This is a genomic window from Sporomusa sp. (genome assembly GCF_035561155.1).
Classification (GTDB): Bacteria; Bacillota; Negativicutes; order Sporomusales; family Sporomusaceae; genus Sporomusa.
In genome coordinates this window covers 25570-40447 of record NZ_DATMYD010000003.1, presented here as the reverse complement: position 1 = coordinate 40447, position 14878 = coordinate 25570, and the positions used below count along the sequence as shown (strand labels likewise).

The following is a 14878-nucleotide window of genomic DNA, read 5'->3' as shown; positions in this document are numbered from 1 at the left end:
TTTTACATTAATCTGTTTTAGACGCTGGCGGCAGCGGCTTGCCTGGTATGCTAAAATAAGCCTCTAACACACGCCGGGTGACAGGCGCAGCTGCCATGGAACCTTCACCGCCGTCTTCAACAAGGACAGCCACCGCAATTTCGGGGTTTTCGGCCGGAGCATAACAGGCAAACCAGGAATGAGTGGTGCCCCGCCCGGTCTCGCCAGAGCCGGATTTTCCAGCTATGGTTTTGGGAAACCCTTTAAAGGTGGATGCGCCTGTGCCGCGTGCCGTAACGGCAATCATGCCCTGACGGACTATGTCCCACACCTCAGGCCTAAGATAAATTGTCCGTAATACCTCCGGCTGCAGCTTTTCGACAAGGTTGCCCTCTGGTGTCAGCACCTTATCAACAAGCATTGGCTTGTAGATAATGCCGCCGTTGGCAACCGCCATGGCCAGCAGGGCTTGCTGCAGGGGCGTTACCAAGTAGTAGCCCTGGCCAATAGCAGCAATCAGTGTTTCGCCTGGATACCAGGCTTCGCCGTAATTTGCCTGCTTCCAGTCAGTAGTCGGCACTATCCCTTTTTCTTCGCCGGCAAGTTTAATCCCTGTCACTTGCCCAAAACCAAACGTCAGTGCATATGAGGCCAAGTTGTCGGCACCTAGGCGCTGGCCCAATTCGTAAAATACCGGGTCGCTCGACCAAGCTAGGGCGTCGATGATCGTCAATTTGCCAAGTCCTTTGGTATCCCAGCCATAAAAGCTCCAGCCATTTAACACATATACGCCGCGATCGTCAAAGATCTCCTGAGGTGTAGTTATGTTCATTTCAAGAGCAGCGGCGGCTGTGACAATCTTAAACACCGAAGCAGGCGGATAGGCATTCTGTATGGCGCGGTTATTCAGCGGAGTATTCGGGTTGGTAATAAGCTTGTTCCACTCCAGGCTGGTAATGCCGCCTGCAAACACATTGGGGTCAAAAGCCGGATTGCTGGCCATAACCAGTATCCCACCTGTTTTAACATTAAGCGCTACCACCGCCCCGCCTTTGGCTGGTGCGCCCAGTTTCCGGCTGGCTTCCACCTGAACCTGCAGCGCTTCTTCGGCTGCTTTCTGCAGGTTGGCGTCAAGGGTCAGTACAAGCCCCTTGCCAGGAGTAGAGGCGCGATCGCCCAACGAACGCAACTCTTCACCTTCGGCGTTCACCTCTACTTTCATGCCGCCGTCTGTACCGCGCAGCGCCTCTTCCCACTCACGCTCCAAACCGTCTTTGCCCACTAAATCGGTAGCACGAACCCCTTGGCTTTTGCGTCTGGCATATTCTTCTTCACTAATACTGCCGACAAAGCCCAGCACATGTGCTGCCAGTTCCTTGTAAACATATTGCCTGACCGGAATGGCCTCAATGATAACCCCCGGCAGATAATACTGCCGTTCCTCGATCTTGGCTATCGTGGCGGCATCAACGTCCCGTTTGATCCGTACTGGAGTATAAAGGAAATCCTCACTGCCTTTTACCAACCGGTCAATCTCCTCAGCAGGTATGCCGGTAATCGTCGACAGCAGCGGGGTAGCCTGCTGCGGATTAGTATACTCGCTGGGAATGATCGATACGGCAAAACTCGGCCGGTTCGCCACAACAACTGCGCCATTTCTATCATATATGCTACCGCGCGGCGCTTGGGCCGTAATTTGCCTGGTACGATTCTGTTCGGCAATTTTCTTATATTGTGCGCCCTGGAACAACTGCATCCATACCAGTCTAAGTACCAATATGCCAATGATGCCGAAGACAATGACGGCTAATATCCCGATGCGGCGTCTCTCCTCGTCCCACATACGCTGTCCCCTTTTCCTTTAATGGCAAATACACATACTTAGTATCCCATAATGGGCAAAAAAAATAGCAACCCAGTGCAAAAGCACTAGGTTGCTACACGCCCCCGGCTAACGGGGGCGGGGACTTCTTTTCAATTACTGAGCCACATAATCTTTACCTACTATTACTTTTACCGTATTGGCTTTGCTGTCATCCTGGTTAACCTGCAGCGCATAGCGGAAGGGCAATCCTGTTAATTTGCCGCTGGCTTCACTGCTATTGGCAATTACCACAGTATTTTTATTAGCAGCGCTAATGCCGGCCACACTTACAACCTCGTAGCCTTGGCCGCGGAGCGCAGCCGCCATTTTTTCACCGGCCTCAGGAACGCCGCTGGCATTAACTACCTCAAACCGCAGTTTACCGCTGGCTGCTGGCGGCTTGGCTTCCGGAGCCTTAGGTTTGTCTGTTGCCTTAGGCTTATCAGGAGCCTTAGGATCAGTTACAGCCGTCTGTTTGGGGTCTTTGGCATCGGCTGCCGGCTTCTTGGGCACGTCAATTATCTTCATTTCTTGCGGGACAGACCGTTCATATTGGCTGGCCATTGTACGCGCAGCTGACACAAACTTGTCGTCTGCTGTCATACCTTGCGAAAGAACCACATAGTTTCTTAGTTCGATGATATCAGGCAACCAATAACTAATATCAGCAATGTAGGCCGGTTTTCCCGGGACCATCTCAGTCTTTAATCCGGCCTTGGACGCATCGTTTAACAGTTTTGCCAAGTTCAGCATTTCAGCTGTTGTCATATCGGTGTTAATGGCTGAGTTTACTTCCCGGATGATGCCAGGTACCCGTGGGAGGATAAACGGGCTGCTGATTTCTTTGAGCATGGCTTTTACAAACTTCTGCTGGCGCTCAATCCGGCCAATGTCGCCCTCTTCGTCACGGTAGCGAACATACTTAATAGCTGTCCGGCCATCCAATTTTTGCACACCTGGCTTAAGGTCAATCAACAGGTTGTCATATGGATCTTCATAGTACATGCGTTTCTCGACATCAATGGTTACGCCGCCTACGGCATCAACTATTTTGTTGAAAGCAGCAAAATTAATAATGGCATAGTAATCCATCTGAATGCCTAATAAGTCTTCCACCGCACGCTGTGACAGCTTATGACCGCCTTCTGCGTAGGCGTGGTTAATTTTGTCCCAGCCATAACCAGGGATCTTGACCCGGGTGTCACGCGGTATCGAGAGCAGGGACACTTCCTTGGTTGAAGTGTCAACAGTAACGACAAACATGGTATCCGAACGACCGACGTCATCGCTGCGCTCGTCTACCCCCATTACCAGGATATTGACTTTATGCGGCATCCCTGTCACATTCGCGCCTGTCCGCCGCGCCTTTTCAAATGTGCCGCCTGTTGACCAGTAATACGTGGCGCCAGCCACACTAATGAACAGAAGTAAACAAGTTAGTATAAGCAAAAACCGACCGCGCCGGTTTTTGCGCTGATCAACAAGCCGTTTTTCGAGGCGTGATGTCATGACACAATCACCCTTTCATCGTCTTTTTATCGCTTTTTATTACATAACAAGACAAGCCCCCTGTCGCCGGGGGCTTGTCTTGAAGTATAGCAAATAATTGTTTAAAAGGTCAAGCATTTTTGATGAAGGGTAAATTATAGTTTATCTGTGACAGCCTTAATTTTGCCTGCCATCGTCAGTTCTTTGTCCCGCCTGTCGTCAATTCTGATCATGGTCATGACTCGCTGTGCATCGCGGGCAAACGGCGTTTCGTGCATTTGGCGAATTATCTCCAGAATGCGGTCAAGGTCGCCTTCGATCACAGTCGACATTGGTGTCAGCTGATATTTGAGGTCTGTGGCCTGTTCGAGTACTTTGTGGCAGCCGGCCACATAGTGGCTGACACTGGGTGAACCTGTGCCCATCGGGGCGATGGTGACTTCAACAACAGCCATGTTTTCACTCCTCACGGCTCATTATAAATGCCAGCTGTGCTATGCTGTTACAATGAATCTACTGCCAATCAAGTCTCATAGGCGACGGTGTTGTTGCTGTGCCACGTCCTCATTGCGCCTAGCAGCTGGACATTTCTAATGAACCTTTTACTTACAGATACTATTCTCGCTATGGTAGAAAAAACCTGCCGCACATGCGACAGGTTTAAGCTTACTGTTCTTTGGGAAACTTCTTATCAATAATGCCCCAAATCTCTGGCTGTTCTTGGCCAAGACGCCAAACAGCGATACCGGCCGGTTTGTATTTAGCCACAATGTCCAGTTTGGCGGCAGTACTTTTGTCGTTTTCAAACCACACTTCATGATCCTTGTATTTGAACCACGGAGCCTGCGCTTTTTCATCATAGTTGATTTTGGCGCCATTTTTTTCTGCTAAAACAATAGCATCAACATATTTAATTGTCTCGCCCTCTTTGCCCACCCAATCATAGCCATAGGCGCTAATGCCGATAATGACTTTATGCGGGCCGCCGCACTTTTCAATGGCATACTTAACATTTTTTTCAAACCAATCCACAGGGGCAACCGGACCAGGTCCCGAGGTAGCCCAATGGTTATCATAGGTCATAATCTGCATAAAGTCAGTATTGGGGGCTAGCTTCGGGTAGTCATACGCCCCGGATACATCTTCGGCTACATCGACCTGGGGGAATACCGAGATGACCACCGTTTTATTAATGGCTTTCATCTTAGGATACAGTTCAGCCATAAAGGCGGTCAGGTTGTCTTTATGCTTGGGCGGCAGCAGTTCAAAGTCAATATTAACGCCGTCATACCCTTTTTCCTGTACCATTTTGACTATACTGTCAGTTACTTTGGTGCGCACTGCCGGATCGCCAAGCACAGAATCGGTAGATCCGGTTTTGTTTGTCACTAACGGATACATTTTAAGACCAAGCTGACGGGCAGTATCATAGACCAGCTGGCTGTCTTTGGCTTCAAGGCTGCCGTCTTGGGTTGCCTTGTACCAGAAGGGACCTACTGCCGACAAGCTCTTGGCATGCGCTTTCATACTGGGGAAAGAGCCGGTTTGGTCAGGCGTGCCCGGCCATGGGTTCTCGTAGTAGCCAATTACCATGCGGGGCGGCATAGTAACATTGCCAGGCGCTCCAGGTGTTTGCTGGCCTTGGTCGAGGGGCTTGGGAGCCGGTTTCTTCGCTGTGCCACAGCCACCGGTCAAAACAGCGGCTATGACAAACAGAATGAGGAGAACACTTGCGATACCTTTTAAGCGACTGTTAACGCGCAAAACTGTCACCCTTTCCGTTACTTAGTTGAATTCGATCAACCTTAGTATTGGCTGAGTGACAGTTCTTATGCCTACAATTTTTGAAATTTAATTACTTTGGCAGCTTGGTCGCCAGCGCCTGGGCAACACTTTCCAGCGTCTCCCACTTTTTGCAGAAGCAGAACCGGACTTGGCGGCTGCCTTTCGTTTTTTCAGCGTAAAATGATGACCCTGGTACAGTAGCAACACCAGTCAGCTCAATCAGCTTGCGGCTAAAGGCGGTATCGTCGGTAAGGCCTAATTGCCCCATAATACTGCTGGCGTCGGCAAGCACATAATAAGCGCCTTTAGGTAATTCGCACTGAAAGCCAGCGGCGCGGAGCGCACCCAGGATAAAATCACGGGCTTCGGCGTAATGGTTTTTGAGCCCTTCATAGTATTCCGGGCCATAAGTCATCGCCTCGGCGGCAGCATGCTGGAAAGGGGTTGGCGCGCCAACCGTAAAGAAATCATGCACTTTCCTAATCCGCTTGGTAATTGGAGACGCGGCAATGGCCCAACCAACCCGCCAGCCAGTGACAGAATAGGTCTTGGAAATAGAGTTAATGGTAATTGTCCGTTCAGCCATACCTGGCAGTGAAGCGATGGAAGTATGTTCAACACCGTCGTAGAGAATGTGTTCATATATTTCATCGGCTACAGCGTAAGTGTCCCATTTGATGGCTAGTCCGGCGATTTCCTCAAGTTCAGCCCTGGTAAATACCTTGCCTGTCGGATTGTTGGGCGTATTAATAATAATCGCCTTGGTTTTTTCATTAAAGGCGGCTGCCAATTCATCAGACGAATAGCGCCAGTCAGGGCCGTACAGTGTGACATAGCGCGGGGTAGCGCCTGACAAGATCGAGTCAGGGCCGTAGTTTTCGTAAAAGGGCTCAAAAATAATGATTTCATCCCCTGGATTAATCAATGCCTTTAAGGTGGCAATCATGGCCTCGGTAGCGCCACAGGTAACAGTGATATCTGTTGCGGGATCACATTCAATGTGATTATACCGACGTACTTTGCGGCTGATGGCTTCTCTGAGCTCAGGCTCGCCAAAGGTAACCGGGTACTGGTTATACCCCGCCGAGATAGCACGAATAGCGGCTTCCTGAATGGCCTTAGGACTTTCAAAATCCGGAAAACCCTGCGATAGGTTATAGCCGCCTGCCTCATCGCAGATTCTGGTCATTTCACGGATCACTGATTCAGAAAAAGTTTCCGTAATATTGGACAAGTTTTTCATAGCAAGCTGTCCCTCCGCGCGTTACGTATTGGTATTGGCGGCTTTCCAGGCTTCTTCCCGGATAAGCCCCATGACTTGGCGTTTAATTTGCATGAACTCTTCGCTCAGTTTCAAATCAAAGGTTCTCTGATTTGGCAGGGTAACCTCGATTCTGGCCTTAATCTGCCCCGGTCGGGCAGTCATTACATAGATCGTATCACCAATAAAAACGGCCTCGTCAACATCATGGGTGACGAAGAGGATTGTTTTATGGGATTCATCCCATACATCAAGCAGCAGTTCTTGCATGACTGTCCGGGTTTGCGCATCCAGCGCACCAAACGGCTCGTCCATTAGCAGCACCTCCGGGTCGTTCGCCAAGGCACGGGCAATGGCCACCCGCTGCTTCATGCCGCCTGACAGATCGCGGGGGAAGAAGCTTTCGAACCCTTTGAGGCCAATTTTTTCAATATAGTGTTCTGAGACCTCTTTGCGTTCCTGTTTGGTTTTACCCGCGACATCCAGGCCAAACTCAATATTTTCCCTCACCGAAAGCCAGGGAAACAACGTGTAGGTCTGAAACACCATTCCCCTGTCGCGCCCAGGTTCTGTTATCTCGCGGCCATCTAAGAGTACCCGGCCTGAAGTAGGTGATTCCAGACCAGCGACAATCTTTAATATAGTTGATTTGCCGCAGCCTGATGGCCCGAGGATGGTGACAAATTCGCTAGGTTTAACGGTAAAACTTGCCTCTGCCAGGGCCGTAACCTGACGCTCTTTACCGGTAAATGTTTTACTGACGCCCTCGATGATTAATTTATCCTGCGCCTTCTCTGTCATACTACCGGCCTCCTTTACCCATCCAGGGGAACATCTTGGCATACAGCCATTTGAATACTACATCAATAATAATACCAATGACACCGATCACAATAATGCCCACAATAATATTGCCTGTCTTTAAAAACCGCTGTGACTGCATAATCATATAACCCAAGCCTGAGCCGGCAGCGACAATTTCGGCTACAACCAAGTACGTCCAAGCCCAGCCAAATGCAATTCTCAGTGTATCCACAATACCCGGCAAACTGGCCGGCAATATAACCCGGCGAAACACACCGGCCCGCGATACGCCCAGCGTGTACGAGGTATCAATGAGGTCATGGGGCACATTCTTGGTGACATCCATAATCATGAGTGCAAGCGGGAAAAAGGTGCCGAAAAAGATAACGGCAATTTTTTCGCTCTCGCCAATACCCAGCCACAAGATAAAGAGCGGAATAAACGCTGACGCTGGCATATACCGGATAAAACTTAGGAGTGGCTCAACCAGCGCCTCACATACCTTGAGACTGCCCATCAGAATACCCAGCGGCACAGCAATAACGGCTGCCAGAAAAAAACCAACAGTCACCCTGAAAACACTGGCCCAGATATCATCAAGCAAGTTGAACTCAGAAAATAATAGTATGCTGTCTTTAACAACCTTGTCCGGCGGCGGTAAAAACATCGGTGGAATGAGGTCGCTGTAAGTAAGCATCGACCATACGACTCCCAACAGAACAAAGGTCAATGCGCTCAATGTCAAATACAGCGGCGCGGCAATTTCAGCTTTGGGTGTTAAAAGTTTGCACTTGACCATAATTCCTCCTTAATGGATAAAAGGCCGCGGTAGAAGCGCTAACGCCTCTAGCGCGGCCTCGTAGCCCTCGCTAGCTACTTAACCTTGGTAATAAAAGTGTTGTCAATATATTTGCTCAGATCAGGAGCCTGAGACAAAAGTTTGAGTTTGACATAGAATTCACCGGCCCGGTTGCCAACCTCATATATAGCGCCAGGCTTTTCCTTGGTGCCATAGAATTCAAGGTTGTCTTTCAAACCATAAAACTTAACAGTTTGAATATCGGCGGCCACCTCTTCGGGTTTCATTTTAAAGGCCGCTGCCAGAATCTTATTGGTTTCATCGGGATTCTTACTCATGAACTCAGTAGCCTCAGCCAATGCAGCCACTACGGCTTGCACGGTTTCAGGATTATTTTTAGCAATGTCTTCCCGGAAGACTAATACGTCGGCAATGAGTCCTGGGGTATCTTTAGTGGTAGCCAGAACAGTTTCGCCAGCAGCCTTGGCTTTGCCAAGATGCGGTTCCCAGGTAACAGCGGCGTCCACCTTGCCGGCCATGAATGCCGAAGCAGCCTCGCTGGCCTTCATATCTACAGCTTTAATATCGCCGTCTTTGAGACCATTCTTCTCAAGTAAGGTGTTTAAAAAGAAGTGCGCTGCCGACCCACGGTGGAAAGCAACCTCTTTGCCTTTGAGATCAGCAACCTTTTCGATACCTTTGTCTTTTTTTACAATAAGACCATCAGCACCATTGGATGCATCAAACGCCCAGACGAATTTCATGGGCACACCTTCGCCGGCAGCGGAAACCGATACGTCAAGCGATGCAGCCATCGCCTGAATCTTACCAGCTACCAGTGCCTGTTTACGATCACCAACACCTTCAATAGACTGTAGTTCAACGTCAACGCCCTTGTTTTTGAATATGCCTTTCTCTTTAGCGACAAACAGAGCGCCATATCCCGTCCAAGGGGTATAGGCAATAATGATGGGCTTCTTCTCTGCTGCCTGAGGCGCGGCTTGCTGTGCGGGTTTACTCGAGCCGCAACCGGCGACTACCATAGCCAGCATAGCTGCCAGAAGCAACAGCGTTACTAGTTTCTTCTGCATAAAAATTCCCTCCTAAGTAATATTTATGAAAATTTATTTTTGGGATATTTCGCCACAATAGCACATTTTTCCTGCATGTCGAATTATCGATTTTGTATTTGTTTTTAGTATTATTATTCACATCGTCCTTGGCTGTCGGACTTTTGGAAGGGGACAACGCTCCCACCGTGGGGCATAATACTGACAAGAAAGTCTTGCTGCCCAAGTTTTTCTGCCGCCAGATTTAGTGCGTCCTCCAGTGAAGTTGTGAACAACATGCCCGCCTTTTCTAGAAAGTCTTTGTTTTCAGGCAGCGAAACGACAATGACCGGCGTGGTTTTAGCAATAAAGCCAAGCTTTAAAGCAACAAAACCGGGTACAGTAAAGGCCTTTCGCAGAGCAACCTCCCGTGCGTAGAGTGTAGGATAATCAAACCATTGGCTGAAGTCGGGCGGCTCGCTGATTTCCCGGCATTCCATAACAACGATAAGAATACCGCCTGCCCTGACAGCCAGGCAAGCATTCTCAATGGCCTTAGATGCCTGATAAAAATTGATGTCTTTGGGATAACCACCTGCTGACGCAATAACAACATCGGCCGGCCCGGCTACCGGTACACCAGCAATCTCTTCAGCTTTGCGGCAGCCTAACAGCCACGCTTCATGCCAGTGACCCGCAACGAATCCGGCAAAGTCTCCCGCAGCGGTAAATATGGCATTAAGGAGAAAATCAGGGTTAACCATAGCAGCTATTTCGAGCATATCAAGATGCATGCTATTTGTAGTAAGATTCCCCTGGCGGCATTCCGGGTGAGGGCCGTGCCCCAGTTCTGGGCTTAGACAAAGCCGGTGGTTGGCCTGGATGGTTTCATACCCTGCCACCCCCGGCAGGATAGCTTTACGTCCGCCACCAAAACCAGCCATCGAGTGATAGGTAATGCCACCGGTCAGGATGACTTTGTCGCCATTGACAACATGGCGGTTAATATGCACTTCTGTACCCCGGCTGGTGCAACCGATATGAACAAAATCAGCATTATCCAGCGCGTAGCTTTGTATAATAGGTACCCGGCTGACTACTTCATGGCCATAGGTCAGCTTATGGTCTTCCAGCGTATGGCGCCGGTGCGCGCCCAGCGCTGTCACCAGTGTTATATTGCAGTCAGAAACGCCCGCGCTATTGAGTTCATCGAGCAATGCCGGTAGAAACAGGTCATGCCGCACCCACTGCCTGGTAATGTCTGAGGCAATGATCACTGTTTTATCGCCCAGTCGCACCACCTCCCGTAAGGCCGGTGAGGCGCTGGGGTAGTTAAGTGCCTCGCGCACAGCTTCAGAAACACTTTTGATGGCCGGTGTTTTGCGACCTTCAATCACCTCGACCACGCGTTCTTGAGGAAGACTAACCGTAAGCTCCTGCAGCCCGAAAGCCAGGGAAAACTGTTTCTCCATACCGTTCTCCATTCAATCTGGATATTTACACCTATACTTATTCTAGCAGATTTTCTTTTATCCTTTTTTTCACTAAAGCGACAAACAAAAAAAATTACGGACTGCCGTGAGGCAGTCCGTAATACGCTATATGATTAATCTTCGTAGCTTTGGGCATAGGCCACTTGCAATACTTCGTCAGGAAGTTCTTTTTCCCAACGGGCAACAACAACGGCGGCTATACAGTTACCAGTGAGGTTACAGGCAGTACGGGCCATGTCCAAAATACGGTCAACACCCAGGATAATACCGATACCTTCAACAGGCAGACCGAAGGCGGCAAGAGTACCGGCGATAACGATGAGCGAAGCACCAGGTACAGCAGCAATTCCTTTGGTGGATAACATCAGGGTAATTAGCATCAGTAATTGCTGGGAGTAATCAAATGGTATACCATAAACTTGAGCAATAAACACGACAGCCAGAGCACTATACAGTGTCGAACCGTCCAGGTTAAAGGTATAACCGGTCGGCAGTACAAAAGTAACAATATGCTTGGGCACACCAAATTTCTCAAGCTTTTCCATAGCAAGCGGCAAAGCGGCTTCACTGGAGGCTGTTGAGAAGCCAATAAGCATTGGCTCTTTTATTGCGCGGATCAGGTGGAAGAAGTTTACACGCAAAATCAGCGTCGCGCCGGCCACTATCAGGGCGAGGAATAAAATCAAAGCAAAGTACAGCGAACCAATTAATTTAGCCAGCGGCAGCAGCATACCCAGGCCGAATTTGCCAACAGTAAAGGCAATAAGCGCAAATACGCCGATAGGAGCCAGCTTCATTACATAGAAGGTAAACTTGAACATGATTTCAGCAACGCTGATGCACATATCCACTACCGGTTTGCCTTTGGCACCCATAGCAGCGGCAGCTACGCCGAAGAAAGTTGAGAACACGATGATTTGGAGCATATCGCCGCGAACCATTGCATCAACAAAATTGGTCGGAACAAGGTTGACCAGCATTTGGGTCATGTCAATGGTCTTCTTAGCTGCAGCGGCGGCAGAACCGGCATCGCCAGCTGTAACGTTAACACCTACACCAGGCTGGAATACGTTGACAACAAAGAGACCGACAAACAACGCTATGGTTGTGGCAAGTTCGAACCAGAGGATGGATTTAACACCTAAGCGGCCCAGCTTTTTGAAGTCACCAGTACCGGCAATACCCATTACCAGTGAGCTGACTACCAACGGTACAACAATCATCTTAATCATGCGGATGAACATGTCGCCAATTGGCTTAAGCTCTACAGCATACTTAGGGAAGGCATAGCCAAAAATGACACCAAGGATAAGGCCGATAAAAATCTGAGTTGTTAGGCCCATGCCTTTTTTCGTTTTTGCTGTTTGATCGTGAGACATACATATTACCTCCTTTTTTTATATAGCTTCAACAATCTGTCAGAATTTAATGTAAATGGATCTCTATAAAAAACTACAGAAACAGACACAAAGTTTCATGCCATACCAATAAGTATACATAATACAAATGACCCCGCCAAGCGGGGTCATTCAGCAGCCAGAAACAGCAGTCCTTCAAGAAATTTCTTGATATTAATTTTGCCACGGTAAGTGCCTTTGCCTTGAATAAAGGCCATCTCCTGCCTAATCTCCTTAAAATCAAACAGCGCTCCGCTGTAAACCTCGAATTTGTCGTTGTGATAGTCCTCTATCCCCATATTGGCAACATTCTGCATGGCTTTGGCAATCGCCCGGCGCACCCGCTGCTCAATCGTCTTGACGTCTTGACCAATCGCCTGCGACAATTCGTTATACAATTCGTGCAATTGGTAGGCCTGATCGTCCCCGCCGGTTATCCGGGAGTCCACCAGTTGAATCAGCTGGTGAATGTTTTTTGCACCAGCTTCACCAATAATTCCGAGCTCGGAAAACATCCGGTTAATCCGGTTCTTTTTGGCATTATCATCTGAATCAGCCGTTGACCGGGATGCCGGGCTGCCGTACCTGGCAGTCGTTTGGGAGATCAGCGACATCACTGCCCTAAGCCGCCTGCTTTCCTCAACCTTACGGATGACTGACACAATCTCCAAAACATTAATCGGCTTATGAATATAAAAGTCAATACCGGTTTGATAAGCTTTAGTGATCATGGGCTGGCTGGTGCTTTCAGAAACCATAATAAAGGAGGTTTCCAGACCGTTTTCCCTCAGCTTTCTAATCAGTTCTACCCCATCCTGACCTGGCAAAAGCATATCAACCAAGGCCACATCGGGCGCATACTCGGTAATGAAGGCCTCAGCTTTGAGACCGTCGCCGCATTCGGCCACCACCGTCCCCAGCTGGTACTTATCGATAATGTTACTGATAATTTTCCTGACACTGACATCGTCTTCAATAATTACAAACCGCATATATTCCCTTACACTCCTATCAAACTTGCTGTCCGCCTGCCTGCTCTGTCCTGGCTACTGCCAGTTTAGCCAGCGGCAATGCGACAGTGAATACTGTTTTTCCCGGTATCGATATAACCGTGATCTCACCGCCCAAGAGCTCTGCCAGGTTCTTGACATGGCTTAAGCCTAACCCTGTTGACATTTGCCCGGTAACTTCAGAGAACTTGGTTGAATACCCGGGAGCAAAGATGAGTTCCCGGTCCTCGGGCCGAATGCCTGGACCATTATCGGCAACTGTGAGCACCAACTTGCCGCCGCTGCAAAGTCCGGTTACAGCAATAACGCCTGCTGACTGAGCGGCTTCGGCCGCATTGGTAATCAGATTATCCAAGATAGAAACAATGGCATAGTATTGGTCAGTAACCAACTTGCCTTCGTAGTCAAAGGTAATTGTGACCGGCTTGTCCAGGCTGCTAATATACCGCCTGGTATTTTCCTCGACAATCTGAAAAAATTCGTCTAATGGCAGGCCTTCTTCTCTGACGGCTACGTCAAGAATCTCTTCAATCCCGCGGGTCACACGATAATAATCTTTTTTTACCTCATGGATATCACGGGCAATGGCCAAAGCCCGGGCTGCTGGCGAGTCTGCCTGCGCTAACTCTCCCGGGTTAGCAGCGTTAAGGGTCTGATAAAGTGTATACCCTTTTTCCATGACCAACTCAATATCCCCTGATGATTTTTTTAGGTAAAATAACTCTGCCTTTAGTCTGGCGATAATTAAAATCAGCTCAGCATAGCGAGCTGCATGATCTTCAGCCAACACAAAATCGCGATAGCGTTTCAGCGAATAATAGCCGGCTACGGCCAGTACCGCACGACCGACCCCCACTGAAACTACACTTGTCAATACCGTCTCCAAACTACGGCCAACCAATTCCCATCGAATGATCAATTCAACACAGTTGCTGCCAATATCGCAAATACTTAATAACAAAACAAGAGCCGGCACATTACCGGTGTAGTCCCGTACCCTTAGTGCTTTAAATAAGAGGCCGTAAGTCAGGTAATAACTAAAGGATGGTAAGTTATGCAGCGCGGAATTTAGCAGTGTTTCGTTGATAAAAGGATACTTAATGGCAGTACGGAACAGAAGAATCAGGCCGCCAGAAGCCGCCGCCACCCTCACAATAGGCAAACGTTCAAAATATAAGAGTAGTGTGGCGAGCACTGCCACACTGATCGTAAAACGAAAATAACCGTCAAAAGGATAGGTAAATACCAGCCCTGTTATGCTAACCAATAGTATGATATGCGGTATCATACGGTTGGGGCTCCGCCCGTTCCCTTGCGGCAAATCGTAAGGAAATCTTCCAAAACCCTGGCTGTCAGCCCCCAGATTACATAGTGCTTATATTGGTAAAACAGCACCGGGTATTTGGCCCGCCGCCGGTAACCCTGAGGGTAATCAGACGGAAGAAGGTCAAACGGAAACCCTGTCAACGGCTTGGTTGCCATCTCCATCGACGCCACATGTGGCTTAGTATTGAGCAAAAAATCGAGCGGCACCGTAAACACCTCCGCCACTTCAGCTGTGTTATGTGCAAGCGGCAGAGCTGATGATATATATACGGCGAAGGGGTAGATCATGACCCCGATGGGGCTGACCATAATGTCAAGCGGCCCCAACACCTCGATGTCATCAGGTTGTACACCCAGTTCCTCAATCGTCTCCCGCACTGCAGCATGCAACGGGCTGTTGTCAGCAGCCTCAATACGCCCGCCGGGAAAGCAAATCTCCCCAGGCTGCCACTGCAGCTTGCCTGAACGCACTTCAAATAAAACAGACGGCTGGCCGTCTATGTCAACTAGCGGCACTGTGACAGCTGCCTGCAGATAATCTTCAGCATTAGCTATCTTCGCTGAATAGCCTTCCAAAGCTGCAGCCACTTGTGTTTTTACTTTATTGGTATCCATAGCATCAC

The 14878-nt window shown here is 49.1% G+C and carries 13 protein-coding genes; all 13 read right to left on the bottom strand.

Translation table 11 applies throughout. The features are described 5' to 3' along the window. Positions 1–7 precede the first annotated feature (7 nt). The 13 genes from mrdA to VN447_RS00635 all read right to left on the bottom strand — a co-directional run bounded on the left by mrdA (position 8) and on the right by VN447_RS00635 (position 14870). Entirely contained in the window at positions 8–1822 is a 1815-nt protein-coding gene (gene mrdA / locus VN447_RS00695) for a penicillin-binding protein 2 (RefSeq protein WP_325521790.1), read from the bottom strand. Between the two features lie 135 nt (positions 1823–1957). Continuing rightward, positions 1958–3352, bottom strand: a complete 1395-nt coding sequence (locus VN447_RS00690; RefSeq protein ID WP_325521788.1) for an LCP family protein — start codon at positions 3350–3352, stop codon at positions 1958–1960. 134 nt (positions 3353–3486) lie between these two features. Continuing rightward, positions 3487–3786: an MTH1187 family thiamine-binding protein gene (locus tag VN447_RS00685; protein WP_325521786.1), complete on the bottom strand. Its 300-nt coding sequence runs from the start codon at positions 3784–3786 to the stop codon at positions 3487–3489. A 211-nt stretch (positions 3787–3997) separates the two neighbouring features. Beyond that, entirely contained in the window at positions 3998–5095 is a 1098-nt protein-coding gene (locus tag VN447_RS00680) for a glycosyl hydrolase family 18 protein (RefSeq protein WP_414714861.1), read from the bottom strand. Positions 5096–5186: 91 nt separating this feature from the next. Then, on the bottom strand, positions 5187–6359 hold the full coding sequence (locus tag VN447_RS00675; protein ID WP_325521782.1) for a pyridoxal phosphate-dependent aminotransferase: 1173 nt from the start codon (positions 6357–6359) through the stop codon (positions 5187–5189). 21 nt (positions 6360–6380) lie between these two features. After that, complete coding sequence (locus VN447_RS00670) at positions 6381–7178, bottom strand: ABC transporter ATP-binding protein (protein ID WP_325521780.1); 798 nt, start codon at positions 7176–7178, stop codon at positions 6381–6383. Position 7179: 1 nt separating this feature from the next. Continuing rightward, on the bottom strand, positions 7180–7980 hold the full coding sequence (locus VN447_RS00665) for an ABC transporter permease (protein ID WP_325521778.1): 801 nt from the start codon (positions 7978–7980) through the stop codon (positions 7180–7182). Positions 7981–8054: 74 nt separating this feature from the next. Then, positions 8055–9071: an ABC transporter substrate-binding protein gene (locus VN447_RS00660; RefSeq protein WP_325521776.1), complete on the bottom strand. Its 1017-nt coding sequence runs from the start codon at positions 9069–9071 to the stop codon at positions 8055–8057. A 113-nt stretch (positions 9072–9184) separates the two neighbouring features. Further along, positions 9185–10501, bottom strand: coding sequence for a nickel-dependent lactate racemase (gene larA, locus VN447_RS00655; RefSeq protein WP_325521774.1), 1317 nt, complete (start codon positions 10499–10501; stop codon positions 9185–9187). 134 nt (positions 10502–10635) lie between these two features. Next, positions 10636–11901, bottom strand: a complete 1266-nt coding sequence (locus VN447_RS00650) for a dicarboxylate/amino acid:cation symporter (protein ID WP_325521772.1) — start codon at positions 11899–11901, stop codon at positions 10636–10638. 146 nt (positions 11902–12047) lie between these two features. Next, on the bottom strand, positions 12048–12911 hold the full coding sequence (locus tag VN447_RS00645) for a response regulator (protein WP_325521770.1): 864 nt from the start codon (positions 12909–12911) through the stop codon (positions 12048–12050). 19 nt (positions 12912–12930) lie between these two features. After that, positions 12931–14217: an ATP-binding protein gene (locus VN447_RS00640; protein ID WP_325521769.1), complete on the bottom strand. Its 1287-nt coding sequence runs from the start codon at positions 14215–14217 to the stop codon at positions 12931–12933. Then, entirely contained in the window at positions 14214–14870 is a 657-nt protein-coding gene (locus tag VN447_RS00635; RefSeq protein ID WP_325521767.1) for a CoA pyrophosphatase, read from the bottom strand. The genes VN447_RS00640 and VN447_RS00635 overlap by 4 nt, the downstream gene beginning before the upstream one ends. Positions 14871–14878: the final 8 nt, after the last annotated feature.